This window comes from Pantoea sp. RIT-PI-b, from assembly GCF_001187905.1.
Taxonomy (GTDB): Bacteria; Pseudomonadota; Gammaproteobacteria; order Enterobacterales; family Enterobacteriaceae; genus Pantoea; species Pantoea nemavictus.
Genome location: NZ_LGIS01000026.1, coordinates 135,171 through 147,833, shown reverse-complemented (window position 1 = coordinate 147,833; position 12,663 = coordinate 135,171). Strand labels below are relative to the sequence as shown.

The window sequence follows — 12,663 nt, the reverse complement described above, 5'->3', positions numbered from 1 at the left end:
ACACGGTAGCGGCGCAATTTATTGCGCGATAAATCGCGCCGCTACGGAATGTGCAATAATTTGATGCGGTTATCAAATTATCGGCATTACGGTATAGATTGGTGGTTTAAAAATTATTGGTGAAACGCTGATAGAGATGCAGGCTGTTTTTCAGATTCAGCTTTTTAACAATCTTATTCTGATGACTGTAAAGTGTTTTTTTGTTTTCACCGGTTATTTTCGCTATACCTTCAATTGATTGGTAAGTGAATAAACAACAGAGGAAGTTAAACTCTTTGCGGGTTAAATGATTATTGACGACGGGAGAGGCGAATGACCGGCCGTTTTTGTGATGGCAAAGCATGATAGCGAGCTTGCTACTGATGATGTCGGTAGAAGATTTTTTATCGATAAAACAATCAGCTTTGATGGCATGACTGCTATAGTTAATCTTATTTTTCTCTAAATCAGAAAAGAAAATCAGCGTCGCATTGCGAGCGTTTTTTACTCTGGTTAGATAATGAATATAAGTCAGCGCCGTACGAAAGTTTGCAGGTAAATCAAAAATAATTACGGGTGAAAGACAGGTGATTTTATCCCGCTCACTGAGTCGACTTTTCAATTCAGCGATATTTTTACAGCAGGTAATATTTAACTGTTTCAGAAGCGAAGATAAGCCCTGCTGGTGAAAGCAGGACTGATCCAGATAAAACACATCCATGATTAATTTCCGCTAATTATCCCTCATCCTGCAAATAGTAGCGGCTAACCGGCGGAAATTAACTGTCCATTTTTGGTGCTAAGTGAGTTACGCGCGAGCCGCGATGATGCTTTCAGCCACATTACGCGGTGCTTCCGCGTAGTGCGCAAATTCCATGCTGTAGGTTGCGCGGCCTTGCGACATCGATCGCAACGTGGTGGCATAGCCAAACATCTCGGACAACGGCACTTCAGCGCGAATAATGCGCGCACCAAAACGCTCATCCATGCCCTGCAGCGTACCGCGTCGTGATGAGAGATCGCCCATCACACCACCGGCATACTCTTCCGGCGTTTCCACTTCCACCTGCATCAGCGGTTCGAGGATCACCGGATCGGCCAACTTTGCGGCGGCTTTGAAGCCAAAGATCGCTGCCATGCGGAACGCCATTTCCGATGAATCGACATCGTGGTACGAACCAAACGTCAGCGTGGCTTTGATATCCACCACCGGATAACCGGCCAGCACGCCGCTATTCAGCGCTTCGCGAATCCCCTTCTCCACCGAAGGAATGAACTCGCGCGGCACCACGCCACCTTTGGTGGCATCTTCAAAGGCAAAACCGGCGCCCGCCGCTTGCGGTTCCAGCGTCAGGACCACATGACCATACTGCCCTTTCCCGCCGGACTGGCGCACAAATTTGCCTTCTACCTCGCGCACGGTTTTGCGGATGGTTTCGCGATAGGTGACCTGCGGCCGACCGATATTGGCTTCCACGCCAAACTCGCGCTTCATGCGGTCAACGATAATTTCCAGATGCAGCTCGCCCATGCCGGAAATAATCGTCTGACCCGACTCCTCATCGGTGTGCAGGCGGAACGACGGATCTTCCGCCGCCAAACGCTGCAGCGCCAGCCCCATTTTCTCCTGATCGCTCTTGGTTTTCGGCTCAATCGACAGCGAAATCACCGGCTCGGGAAACTCCATGCGCTCCAGCGTAATCACCGCATTAGGATCGCACAGCGTTTCGCCGGTAGTGACCTCTTTCAGGCCGACACAGGCGGCGATATCACCGGCGCGAATCTCTTCAATTTCGATGCGATCGTTCGCCTGCATCTGCACGATGCGGCCAATGCGCTCTTTGCGCCCTTTCACCGCATTCCACACGCTGTCGCCTTTACGCAGCACGCCAGAATAGACGCGCACAAACGTCAGCTGGCCGACATAGGGATCGCTCATCAGCTTGAACGCCAGCGCGGAGAAGGGTTCGCTGTCATCGGCATGGCGCTCGTCATGTTCGCCTTGCTCGTTAACGCCGCTCACCGCCGGTACATCGAGCGGCGATGGCATCAGCTCAATCACCGCATCAAGCATGCGCTGCACGCCCTTGTTCTTGAAGGCGCTGCCGCACAGCATCGGCTGAATTTCACCCAGCAGCGTGCGCTGACGCAAACCGGCAATCACCTCGTCTTCGCTGAGATCGCCCTGCTCGAGATAGCGATCCATTAGCGCTTCGCTAGCTTCGGCTGCCGCTGCCAGCATGTTCTCGCGCCATTCGGCCGCCAGCACCTGCAGCTCCTCTGGAATCGGCGCATAGCTGAAGCTCATGCCCTGACTGGCGTCATCCCAGTAGATGGCGCGCATTTTATTGAGATCAACCACGCCGCTAAAGTGCTCCTCGGCGCCGATGGGAATCACAATCGGCACCGGATTGGCGTGCAGGCGATCTTTCATCATCTGCACCACGCGGAAGAAGTCTGCGCCCTGGCGATCCATCTTGTTAACGAAGGCGATGCGCGGCACATGATATTTGTTGGCCTGGCGCCACACGGTTTCCGACTGCGGCTGTACGCCGCCAACCGCGTCATACACCATCACCGCGCCATCCAGCACGCGCATTGAGCGCTCGACTTCAATGGTGAAGTCAACATGTCCGGGCGTATCGATGATGTTGATGCGGTGCGGCGTGAAGCTGCCGTCCATACCGGGCCAGTAGCAGCTTACTGCCGCCGAGGTAATGGTGATGCCACGCTCCTGCTCCTGCGCCATCCAGTCGGTGGTTGCCGCGCCATCGTGCACTTCACCTAACTTGTGGCTCATTCCGGTGTAAAACAGGATGCGCTCAGTGGTGGTGGTTTTACCGGCATCGATGTGCGCGGAGATGCCGATGTTGCGATAACGTTCGATGGGGAGGGTTCGGGGCATGATGCGTCCTTAGTCATTCGACTGGAAAATGCGGCGGGCACCATTGCCCGCCGCTGCGTAACAGCCTAAACCCATTGTACGAATAAATACGAACAGTTTGAGCCTTTTTTAAACATCGTTAAAACCTTGTAACTGATTCAGCATTTACGGGCTGGAAAGCCGCCGCCCGGCACTTTAAGGTAAGGCTTTCACTCTGATGAGGAATAACCATGCGCATTCTGGTAGTCGGCGCCGGCGCAACCGGCGGCTATTTCGGCGCGCGTCTGGCGCAAGCAGGACGTGATGTAACCTTTCTGGTGCGCGAGCGCCGCTTTCAGCAGCTGCAGCAGACCGGTCTGGTGCTGAAAACGCCGGGCGGCACGGAAGTGATACCACCGCAGCTGGCGCAGGCCAGCACGCTGAATGGTCACTTTGATCTGATTATCTTGACGGTGAAAAGCTTCGGTCTGGATCAGGCGATGAGCGATATCGCGCCCGCAGTCGGTCCTGACACGCTGATCATGCCGATCCTTAACGGCATGCGGCATATTGATACGCTGCGCGCACGTTTTGGCGACAAGGTGATTGGCGGCTTGTGCAAAATTAACGCCACGCTGGGTGAGAATGGCGAAGTGATGCAGATGACGCCGCTGCATAGGCTCTATTACGGCGCGCTGGACGGCAATAACGATGCGCGCTTGCAGCGGATAGATGAAACCCTGCGCGCGGCGCAGTTTGATACCATTTTTTCCGACAACATTATCAGCGAGCTGTGGGAAAAATGGCTGCTGCTTAGCACGCTGGGTGCCGTGTGCTGCATCGCGCGCGGTAATACGCAACAGGTGTTGAACTCAAACGGCGGCGAAGCGCTGCTGCAAACGATTTTTGGCGAAGTGTTGGCGGTGCTGAGTGCGGAAGGTTATCAACAGCGTCCGGCGGTAACGGCAAAGATTTATGAGACGCTGAACAATTCTCAGGCGGCGATGACCTCGTCGATGTACCGCGATTTAACCCAGGGTTTCGAGATTGAAGCCGATCAGGTGATTGGTGATTTGCTGGTACGCGGCGCGCGCAGCGGCATCGTAACGCCGTTGCTTAACGCGGTGTATGTCAATTTGCAGGTGTATGTGCAGAACCGGTAACAACGGTCGCCATGAATGGCGATCCTACGGTTGTTTGGCGCGATTTGCGTACGGTCGTGTCGTAGGGTCGCCATTTATGGCGACCGAAACATCACAAGCGTGACTGCACGCCCGGCAGCTGTTTCAACCGCTGCCAGCCGGCTTCGACTTCCTCTGGCACCTCAACGTGACCGAGGAAACCTTTGCCGCGCGGCCCGTAACCGCTTTCGTCGTCACGCAGGCGCTGGATTTCCCCCATCAGCAGCGACAGAAAACGCTCCATCGACCACAAGCCCTGCGGCGGCGCGCCGATAATACGCAGCATGCCCGCATCCATCATCACCTGCGGCTTAAACACCGGCCAGCTGATAAATTCCGGTGCATCTGCGCGATCGCGCCATTGGTAGCGGAAGGTTTCCCAGGTGCGACGCTGCATCAGCGGATCCTGCACCAGCAGCACACGCTGCGGCTGCCAGTTGTGCTCATCCAGTAATGTCTGGCTGAAGGCGGCGTTTTCGCCACAGTTACGCGATGCGGTTTCCAGCAGCAGCTGATCGTCAGGCAGCGCGGCGAATACGCGTGCTACGTCGGCCAGCAAGGCGGCTTCGCTTTTATCGTCGCTCTCAATTTGGCGATACAGTGGATGTGCTGCCAGCATCTCCGTCAACAGCGGCGTTGAGTGGCCGATCCCCCCGCTGATTAACAGCGGCAGCTGATACTTTTTCGCTACGGCAATCACCGCTTCCACATTCGGCAGTACCGCGTGACCGGCTAAAATCGCTAAATCGATATCGAGCGTGCCGTCGGCAGGCATGTGATCCAGTGCCAGCCAGGCCGCCAGGGTGTTGATATCCTGAATCTGATCGTTGTTGAGCTGCATCCCATTCTCCTCACGTTTCCTCTGGCAGTGTAGCGGCTTAAGCGCGCGGCAGCAGGGAAAAATTTGCTACACTCGCCGCTCAATCTTCAGGAGAGATCAATGACTGCGCGTTCCGTAACCCTTGACGATGTCGCTCATCTGGCTGGGGTTTCCTATCAAACCGTTTCCCGCGTACTTAACCATTCTGAGCAGGTTTCGCCGCGTACCCGCGCCAAAGTGGAAGCGGCTATGCAGCAGCTCAACTATGTGCCAAATCGCGTAGCGCAGCAGCTGGCGGGGAAAAACACCCGCACTTTGGGTCTCGCCACCAGCGATTTGGCGTTGATGGCACCGGCGCAAATTGCCTCGGCAATTCAGCAACGTGCCGCGGCGCAGGGCTATCATCTGGTGATCGCCATGGCGAATGCGGGCAGCGCGCCGCAGGATACGGTCAATGAGCTGCTGGCGCAGCGGGTTGATGCGCTGCTGATTAATCTGCCGCTGGATGCGGAGCAAGCGGCGCAGATTCAGCTGCAGTGCGATCGCAAACCGGTGCTGTTTCTTGATGTTGAGCGCCACGCCGCAGTCGCGCAGTGTCAATATCAGAGCGAATCTGGCGCGCAGCAGGCGGTGGCTCATCTGGTAGCACTCGGCCATCGGCAGATAGGCGTGTTGAATGGCCCCGCCAGTTCCGCTTCAGCCCGCGCGCGCTATGCGGCGTGGCAGCAGGCGCTGGCCGCACACCAGCCGGCGCCCTGCTGCGTGCTGAGCGGCGACTGGAGCGCGGCATCCGGTTATCAGGCGCTGCTGACGCAGTTGCCCGATCGGCTGCCACAGGCGCTGCTGGTTGCCAACGATCAGATGGCGCTCGGCGCGATGCGTGCCCTGCATCAGCACGGCGTGAAGATCCCCGCAGAGATTTCGCTGATTGGCTACGACGACACGGCAGAAAGCGCGTGGTATCAGCCCCCGTTAACCACCGTGCGTCAGGATTTGCAGCAGTTAGGCGCGGTCAGCGTCGAGCGATTACTGGCGCAGCTGGAAGGCGGCAATGCCGCTGAGAAAACGCTGGAGACCGAGCTGGTGCTGCGTGAGACCACGGCGGCACCGCAGCAGGATCGGGTGAATGTGACGGAGATTGCACAGCAGCTGCAGGCGCTGGCGCGTCAGCTGTTACGTTGAACGGGATGCAGAAATAAAAAAGGTCGTCATAAATGACGACCTCAGTGTGGAAGCTAAAACGAGAATTACTGCGGTTTAGGCTCGCCCATTGCTTTCAATTTCTTCGACAGCTCGCGACGCTCTTTAGAGAGGTCAGCGTTTTTGATGATGTACTCATCCACGCGGTCTTCATAGTCCACACGCATGCTGGCGATGATTTCCTGAACCGCCTCAATGCTCATGCCGGGCTTGATGTATTCACTCAGGTTGTCCAGCAGCAACACACGTTTCTGGTTATCACGGACTTTCTTCTCGTTATCCACGATTTCGCGCTGCAGTTTGTTTTTACGACGGAACATACGCACAAACTCCAGTACGTCCTGAAATGATTGCTTGGCATTTTCCATGTTGGCACCTTTCTTAAGGCCTGCATCGGCAGGCGGAATAGTCATAACGTTTAGCTTAGCGGGTTGGCCGCAAGGGTTGCAATTCTCACAGCTAAATTCGGACTGGCGCTTATCTTAGCGCAAAGAAAGCGTGATTCACATTAAGTCATTGCCTGAGAAAACTATTTACGCAGCGCCAGACGCACTAAATCCGTCATACGCTCCAGCTGACGCGCCTGTTCAAGGCTCAGCCAGACATAGCCGTAGATCGCCGTGGTTTCAGAGCGTCCGCTGCGATTGGCAATCAGCTGCTCCAGTTCCTGGGTGATCTCTTCCAGCGCGTGACTGTTAGCGGTGATCTCCTCGGTTTCGCCTTTCACCATCAGCGTCGCCAGCGCATTGAGCGTGTCTTCCGTCATCTGCTGGGTACGGCGCAGCGTCGGCGCGTTGAGCATAATCAGATGACTCTCGCGCGATGACCACCACGCATCAATCTGCATCTGCATGGTGTTGACCATATTCCGGTTGATGGTCTGAATGGCCTCAAACACCGATTTCGGAATACGCGTCTCCTTGCTGGAGGGATCAAGCAGCGAGCGCATTTTAATCACGCTACTTAGCAGCTTCTGAAAGGGCTTATTCAGCCGCGGTTTTTCCAGCAGGTTGGCAGAGAAACCGGTGTGATGCAGCTTGGCCATGGCGATAAACGCGTCCGACAGCTGGATGCGCCAATGGGTGTAAGCCCGCTGTGCCCAGATAGCGCTAAACAGCAGCGCCATCAGCGAACCCAGAATCACATCGCCGCCGCGCCACATAGCGATTGTGAAATCGCCCGCCGGCGCGCCGACCACCACACCGAGCGTAATGCCAATCAGCAACGCCATATAGGGATGTTTTCCCAGCGTCAGATAGCCGCAGACCACCATAACGATGGCGCACCACACCAGCATCACCGGCAGCGAAAATAGTTCCAGCTTCAGCGCAATCAAACCGGAGATCAGACCGGCGAAGGTGCCGCTAATGCGTTGCACCACGCGCGGGAGTACATTGCCCCAGGTTGAAATCGGCCCCATCACCACCACCAGCGTAATCAGCGGCCAGGTGCCTTCAGGAATGTCGGTGAGGCGTACAAACAGGAAGCACAGTACAAAGGCGATGGCGATGCGCACGCCGTGTACGGCGCGATAGTGGCGGTAGAACCAGAACTCAATCTGCGAGATGGGCTTGTCAGCGCGTAACATGGTTGTCCGGGAACGATACAAATTTGCGCGCTATGTTACCCTGGCGATGCGCGAACCATCAGGGTTGAACGCAATTATTTTTGTCTTTGGCTGAAATTCAACATGCGCGTTACATCTAATTTCCTCAATAGAAACATTGATGTAACGCATCGGGTTTTGTGCGGTGATTGAATCGGTCGCCATGAAGGTACGACCCTACGGGCGTGTTTAGTAGGGGCGCCATTTATGGTGACCGCGTATTTTATTCAGCCGCGCGCACCGGAATGTACATATCCACCAGCCAGGTGCCGCTGTCAGATCCATCAGTAAGGTAGTGTTCGAAACAGGGACGATTGTCCACTTGCCAGCCGCCCTGCGCTTTTAAGCTGTCGAACAAACTGTGCCACGCGCTGAAAAAATCATTATCGAGTACTTCGATGCGCGCATGGAAATAGCATCCGCCGGGCAATAATCCTTTTTCGATATCGTCGCCCACCGCAGGGATTGCGTCCTCCGCTGCGGTAATCACCGTTTCCACGCGCAGCGCTTCAGGCGGCAGCTCCTGCGGATTGCCGTAATAAATCGCCAGCCATTCGCCTGCTGCCTGGTGCTCGCTCACCCAGCGTTTCAGCCGGTTAAAGCCGCGCGGCACGGTTTCCTGCCACGGGCCTTGCAGAGAGTAGCCCAGCCAGCTTTGCGGATTACGTTCAACAATCGATGCTTTCATACCTTGCCTCAATTCAGCAGCCGAAAGCACGATTGTGCCACCACCAGCGCGCCACGGCACGCGTGACGGCGCTGAAATACGCGATGGATTACAGTTTCTGTTTCACGTAATCGCTAATGCGCGTAATGATGCCAGCCTGTTCAACCGTTTGCAGGGTATAAAGTGGATAGCTGGCCAGCTGCTTATCTTTGTCCATCACCTGAATTTCACCAATCTGCTCACCCGCTTTGAGCGGCGCTTCCAGGTCTTTGCGATCGATCACGTACTTCGCCATCACATTAGAGACTTCGGTGCGCGGCAGCGACAGATAGATATCCTGCGTGGTGCCAACATCGACTTTATGCGGATTGCCGTACCAGACGTTTTCCGTGCCGATTTTTTTGCCGGCGTGGAACAGTTGCACGGTATCAAAGGTGTTTTGGCCCCACACCAGCAGCTTACGCGCCTGATCTTCACGGCCTTTCGGGCTCTTGCCGCCCATGATCACCGCAATCAGGCGATGACGTCCCACCACGCTGGAAGCGATGATGTTAAAGCCCGCGCTTTCGGTGTGACCAGTTTTCAGGCCATCGACGTGCAGATTTTGATCCCACAGCAAACCGTTACGGTTGTTCTGGGTGATGCCGTTCCACGTGAGGGTTTTCTCACCGTACATGGCGTAGAAATCGGGCTCGCCGCTGATAATCGCGCGCGACAGCACCGCCAAATCGCGTGCCGTGGTGTGTTGACCCGGCGCATCAAGGCCGTGCACGGTTTCAAAATGGGTGTGCGTCAGACCGAGCTTCTGCACGTAGTTGTTCATCATGGTGACAAAGCTGCCTTCACTGCCGGCCACGTGATCCGCCAGCGCCACGCAGGCATCGTTACCGGAATCGATGATCACGCCGCGCATCAGATCGCGCACCGTGACCTGATCGCCCGGTTTGAGGAACATCAGTGAAGAGCCTTTGAACACCGGATTGCCCGCGCCCCACGCATCTTTGCCGATGGTGACTTTGTCATCGCGGCTGACTTTATTCTGATCGATGGCGCGATCAACGACGTAGCCGGTCATCAATTTCGTCAGGCTCGCCGGGTTGCGCTCTTCGTCCGGGTTACCGGCTGTCAAAATTTGACCGGTAGTGGCGTCCATCAACACCCACGAAGCCGCATCAATCGGCGGCGGCGTCAGGGGAAACGGCATGCTGTCGTCAGCCTGCGCCAACGATGCCCAAACAATCATTCCAGATACAGTAACCAGCAGACGCCTTTTCAACACTTCTTCCTCGAAATCAAAAAATGAATTTACCGCCGCACGTTTTACGGCAAATAGCGCTTACAGATCTGAATAAATTGAAAAAAAGTATGAACTGCGCATAAATGCTGCGCGCCCGCTCGCAGCGAACAGGATGAAGGTTGTACTGCTAACCAGGGACGACTATCCTGTGCGTTGATTCTATCTAGCCAGGATAACGCCGTGCCCGCCTCTGAGTTCACCTTCTTGTTCCACGATTATGAGACCTTCGGTAAAAGTCCGTCGCTGGACCGTCCGGCGCAGTTTGCCGGCCTGCGTACCGATAAAGAATTCAATGCAGTAGGTGAACCGCAGGTCTTTTATTGCCAGCCCGCCGACGATTATCTGCCACAGCCAGAAGCGGTGATGATCACCGGCATTACGCCGCAAACCGCCAAAGCGCGCGGCGTTACAGAAGCGGCGTTTGCTGAACGCATTCATGGTCTGTTTAGCGAACCGCAAACCTGTGTGATTGGTTACAACAATGTGCGTTTCGATGATGAAGTGACGCGCAATATTTTTTACCGCAACTTCTTCGATCCTTACGGCTGGAGCTGGCAGAACGGCAATTCGCGCTGGGATCTGCTCGACGTGATGCGCGCCTGCTATGCGCTGCGTCCGGAAGGGATTGTGTGGCCAGAGAATGATGATGGCTTCCCGAGCTTTAAGCTGGAGCATCTCACTAAGGCCAACGGCGTGGCGCACGAACAGGCGCACGATGCGATGTCCGACGTTTACGCCACGCTGGCGATGGCGAAACTGGTGAAAGAGAAGCAGCCGAAGCTGTTTGAGTTTCTGTTTACCCATCGCAACAAGCAGAAATTGATGACGCTGATTGATATCCCGCAGATGAAGCCGCTGGTGCACGTTTCCGGCATGTTCGGCGCAGCGCGCGGCAACACCAGCTGGATTGTGCCGCTGGCGTGGCATCCGGATAACCGCAATGCGCTGATTGTCGCTGATTTGGCCGGTGATATGTCGCCGCTGCTTGAGCTGGAATCTGACGAACTGCGTGAGCGCCTGTATACGCGCCACAGTGATTTAGGCGATCTGGCAGCGGTGCCGATTAAGCTGGTGCATATCAATAAATGTCCGGTGCTGGCGCCGGCGAGCACGCTGCGTCCGGAAGATGCTACGCGCTTAGGTATCGATCGCCAACGCTGCCTGGCGAACCTCAAGGTGCTGCGCGAGCATGCGGAAGTACGGGAAAAAGTGGTGGCGCTGTTTGCCGAAGCGGAGCCGTTTAAACCTACAGATGACGTGGATGCGCAGCTGTATGACGGATTCTTTAGCGATGCCGATCGCGCGGGCATGAATATTCTGCGCCAGACGCCGCCGCAGAACTTACCGGCCCTGGATTTGACCTTCGAAGATAAGCGCATTGGCAAACTGCTGTTCCGCTATCGTGCACGTAATTTCCCCGGCACGTTGGATGACGCAGAGCAGCAGCGCTGGCTGCAACATCGCCGCGAAGTGCTTAATGCCGATCGTGTGCAGGCGTTCCTGCAGGAGCTGGAGTCGCTGGCGAGTTTGCATGAGGATAACAGCGAGAAGATGGCGCAGCTGAAGGCGCTGTATTTGTATGCGCAGGAGCTGGTGTCTTAGTCCTCTGCGGTCTGGTGAGAGGTCGCCATGAATGGCGACCCTATGCAATGCCCGTTTGTAGGGTCGCCATTCATGGCGACCTGAGAACTTAAATCATTCCCCACACCAGCCACGTCAGCGCAAAACCGCTCAGGCCCATCACGGTAGTCAGCACCGTCCAGGTTTTCAGTCCATCCGCTACCGATAAGCCCAGATAGCGCGTCACGACCCAGAAGCCCGCATCATTAACGTGAGACAAGCCTAACCCGCCGAAACAGGCCGCCAGCGTCACCAAAACGCGCTGCATATCCGTCACATCACCGACCGCCTGGCTTAGCAAACCGCTGGTGGTGAGAATCGCTACCGTTGCCGATCCTTGCGAGGCACGCAGCGCCAGCGACAGAATAAACGCAGCCGGTACCAGCGGCAGATGCAGGGTTTCCAGCGTCAACGCCAACGCTTTACCCACGCCAGACTCCACCAACACCTTACCAAATGCACCGCCCGCACCCGCCACCAGAATCACGCTGGCGGAACTGGGAATTGCGCGGCCAGTCAAATCTTCCAGCTTCTCTTTACTCCAGCCGCGACGCACGCCCAGCAGCCATGCCGCCAGCCCAAGGGCAATCAGCAACGCAATCGCTGGCGTACCAATTACCGTCATTACTGAGCGCAGCATGCTGCCTTCTGCCAGCGTGGTGTGTGCCAAGGTCCCCATCACGATTAACAGGATCGGTACCACAATCAGGCCGGTAATGGTCAGCGCACCCGGCGGTGGCGCGTCATTTTTCGCCTGCCCTTCCGGCTTCGCCAGCTGCAACTGCTCCAGCACATCGACCGAAAGGTGGTACTGACGCAGGTTCATCGCTTTCGCCACGTAGTAGCCCACGATGCCCACCGGAATCGAGATCAGGATGCCCAGCATCATCAGCCAGCCCATATCGGTATGCAGAATACCCGCCGCCGCCGCCGCGCCCGGATGGGTCGGCAGCGCCACGTGCACCGTCAGCATCACGCCCGCCATCGGCAGACCAAACTTCAGCGGCGAGACGCGCGCCACCTTGGTGAAGCCATAAATCAGCGGAATCACGATGATAAAGCCGACCTCGAAGAATACCGGAATGCCGAGGATAAAGGCCGCCATGGTCAACGCCGCGACGGTACGTTTGATACCTAGCGATTTACTGAAGCGCTGCGCCAGCGACTCCGCTCCGCCCGAGGCTTCAATCACCGCGCCCAGCATCGCCCCCAGCACGATGATGATAGTGATATGCCCCAGCAAATTGCCCATCCCGCTAAAGATGGTTTCCATGATTTTGTCCGCCGGAATGCCGGTAGCAATCGCCACCAGCAGGCTGACAATCAGCAGCGCCACGAAAGGGTGCACTTTGGTTTTAATCACCAGCAACAGCAAGATCACGATGCTGGCGGTAGCGATAGCTAATAACAACGCGGTAGACATGGTATCC

General features: G+C 56.0%; 11 protein-coding genes. 3 read left to right on the top strand and 8 right to left on the bottom strand.

Annotated features, from left to right (window positions below):
- Positions 1–106: 106 nt before the first annotated feature.
- Both AC790_RS16740 and fusA read right to left on the bottom strand, forming a co-directional pair.
- Positions 107–700: a LuxR family transcriptional regulator gene (locus AC790_RS16740; RefSeq protein ID WP_049852498.1), complete on the bottom strand. Its 594-nt coding sequence runs from the start codon at positions 698–700 to the stop codon at positions 107–109.
- Between the two features lie 87 nt (positions 701–787).
- Complete coding sequence (gene fusA, locus AC790_RS16735; protein WP_049852497.1) at positions 788–2,884, bottom strand: elongation factor G; 2,097 nt, start codon at positions 2,882–2,884, stop codon at positions 788–790.
- A 209-nt stretch (positions 2,885–3,093) separates the two neighbouring features.
- Here fusA and AC790_RS16730 point away from each other — a divergent pair, with 209 nt between their 5' ends.
- Entirely contained in the window at positions 3,094–4,005 is a 912-nt protein-coding gene (locus AC790_RS16730) for a ketopantoate reductase family protein (protein WP_049852496.1), read from the top strand.
- Between the two features lie 91 nt (positions 4,006–4,096).
- On the opposite strand, the gene AC790_RS16725 is transcribed toward AC790_RS16730, so the two are convergent.
- Positions 4,097–4,864 (bottom strand): YdcF family protein, encoded by a 768-nt coding sequence (locus AC790_RS16725; protein WP_049852495.1) that lies wholly within the window; start codon positions 4,862–4,864, stop codon positions 4,097–4,099.
- A gap of 99 nt (positions 4,865–4,963) precedes the next feature.
- On the opposite strand from AC790_RS16725, the gene AC790_RS16720 reads away from it, so the two are divergent.
- Complete coding sequence (locus tag AC790_RS16720) at positions 4,964–6,025, top strand: LacI family DNA-binding transcriptional regulator (protein WP_049852494.1); 1,062 nt, start codon at positions 4,964–4,966, stop codon at positions 6,023–6,025.
- A 65-nt stretch (positions 6,026–6,090) separates the two neighbouring features.
- Here AC790_RS16720 and tmaR read toward each other — a convergent pair whose 3' ends face one another.
- The 4 genes from tmaR to dacD form a co-directional block, all read right to left on the bottom strand.
- The gene (gene tmaR, locus AC790_RS16715) at positions 6,091–6,411 is read right to left on the bottom strand and encodes a PTS system regulator TmaR (protein WP_007888845.1); all 321 of its coding nucleotides are present in this window, start codon (positions 6,409–6,411) and stop codon (positions 6,091–6,093) included.
- Between the two features lie 161 nt (positions 6,412–6,572).
- Complete coding sequence (locus tag AC790_RS16710) at positions 6,573–7,631, bottom strand: FUSC family protein (protein ID WP_007888846.1); 1,059 nt, start codon at positions 7,629–7,631, stop codon at positions 6,573–6,575.
- Between the two features lie 241 nt (positions 7,632–7,872).
- Positions 7,873–8,337, bottom strand: a complete 465-nt coding sequence (locus AC790_RS16705; protein ID WP_049852493.1) for a GyrI-like domain-containing protein — start codon at positions 8,335–8,337, stop codon at positions 7,873–7,875.
- Positions 8,338–8,425: 88 nt separating this feature from the next.
- Positions 8,426–9,592, bottom strand: a complete 1,167-nt coding sequence (gene dacD / locus AC790_RS16700) for a serine-type D-Ala-D-Ala carboxypeptidase DacD (RefSeq protein ID WP_200902273.1) — start codon at positions 9,590–9,592, stop codon at positions 8,426–8,428.
- A 201-nt stretch (positions 9,593–9,793) separates the two neighbouring features.
- Between dacD and sbcB the strand changes: the two genes are divergently transcribed.
- Positions 9,794–11,215 carry an exodeoxyribonuclease I gene (gene sbcB / locus AC790_RS16695; protein ID WP_049852491.1) on the top strand — a complete coding sequence of 474 codons (1,422 nt, stop codon included), beginning with the start codon at positions 9,794–9,796 and terminating at the stop codon, positions 11,213–11,215.
- 88 nt (positions 11,216–11,303) lie between these two features.
- Here the strand turns inward: sbcB and AC790_RS16690 are convergent, their stop codons facing one another.
- Positions 11,304–12,656, bottom strand: coding sequence for a GntP family transporter (locus AC790_RS16690; RefSeq protein ID WP_007888850.1), 1,353 nt, complete (start codon positions 12,654–12,656; stop codon positions 11,304–11,306).
- Positions 12,657–12,663: the final 7 nt, after the last annotated feature.

What these genes read in the sequence shown, in the direction of transcription:
- AC790_RS16740 (WP_049852498.1), bottom strand. Translation starts at nt 700, where the DNA reads ATGGATGTGTTTTATCTGGATCAGTCCTGCTTTCACCAGCAGGGCTTA.
- AC790_RS16720 (WP_049852494.1), top strand. Translation starts at nt 4,964, where the DNA reads ATGACTGCGCGTTCCGTAACCCTTGACGATGTCGCTCATCTGGCTGGG.
- AC790_RS16725 (WP_049852495.1), bottom strand. Translation starts at nt 4,864, where the DNA reads ATGCAGCTCAACAACGATCAGATTCAGGATATCAACACCCTGGCGGCC.
- AC790_RS16730 (WP_049852496.1), top strand. Translation starts at nt 3,094, where the DNA reads ATGCGCATTCTGGTAGTCGGCGCCGGCGCAACCGGCGGCTATTTCGGC.
- tmaR (WP_007888845.1), bottom strand. Translation starts at nt 6,411, where the DNA reads ATGGAAAATGCCAAGCAATCATTTCAGGACGTACTGGAGTTTGTGCGT.
- fusA (WP_049852497.1), bottom strand. Translation starts at nt 2,884, where the DNA reads ATGCCCCGAACCCTCCCCATCGAACGTTATCGCAACATCGGCATCTCC.
- AC790_RS16690 (WP_007888850.1), bottom strand. Translation starts at nt 12,656, where the DNA reads ATGTCTACCGCGTTGTTATTAGCTATCGCTACCGCCAGCATCGTGATC.
- AC790_RS16710 (WP_007888846.1), bottom strand. Translation starts at nt 7,631, where the DNA reads ATGTTACGCGCTGACAAGCCCATCTCGCAGATTGAGTTCTGGTTCTAC.
- AC790_RS16705 (WP_049852493.1), bottom strand. Translation starts at nt 8,337, where the DNA reads ATGAAAGCATCGATTGTTGAACGTAATCCGCAAAGCTGGCTGGGCTAC.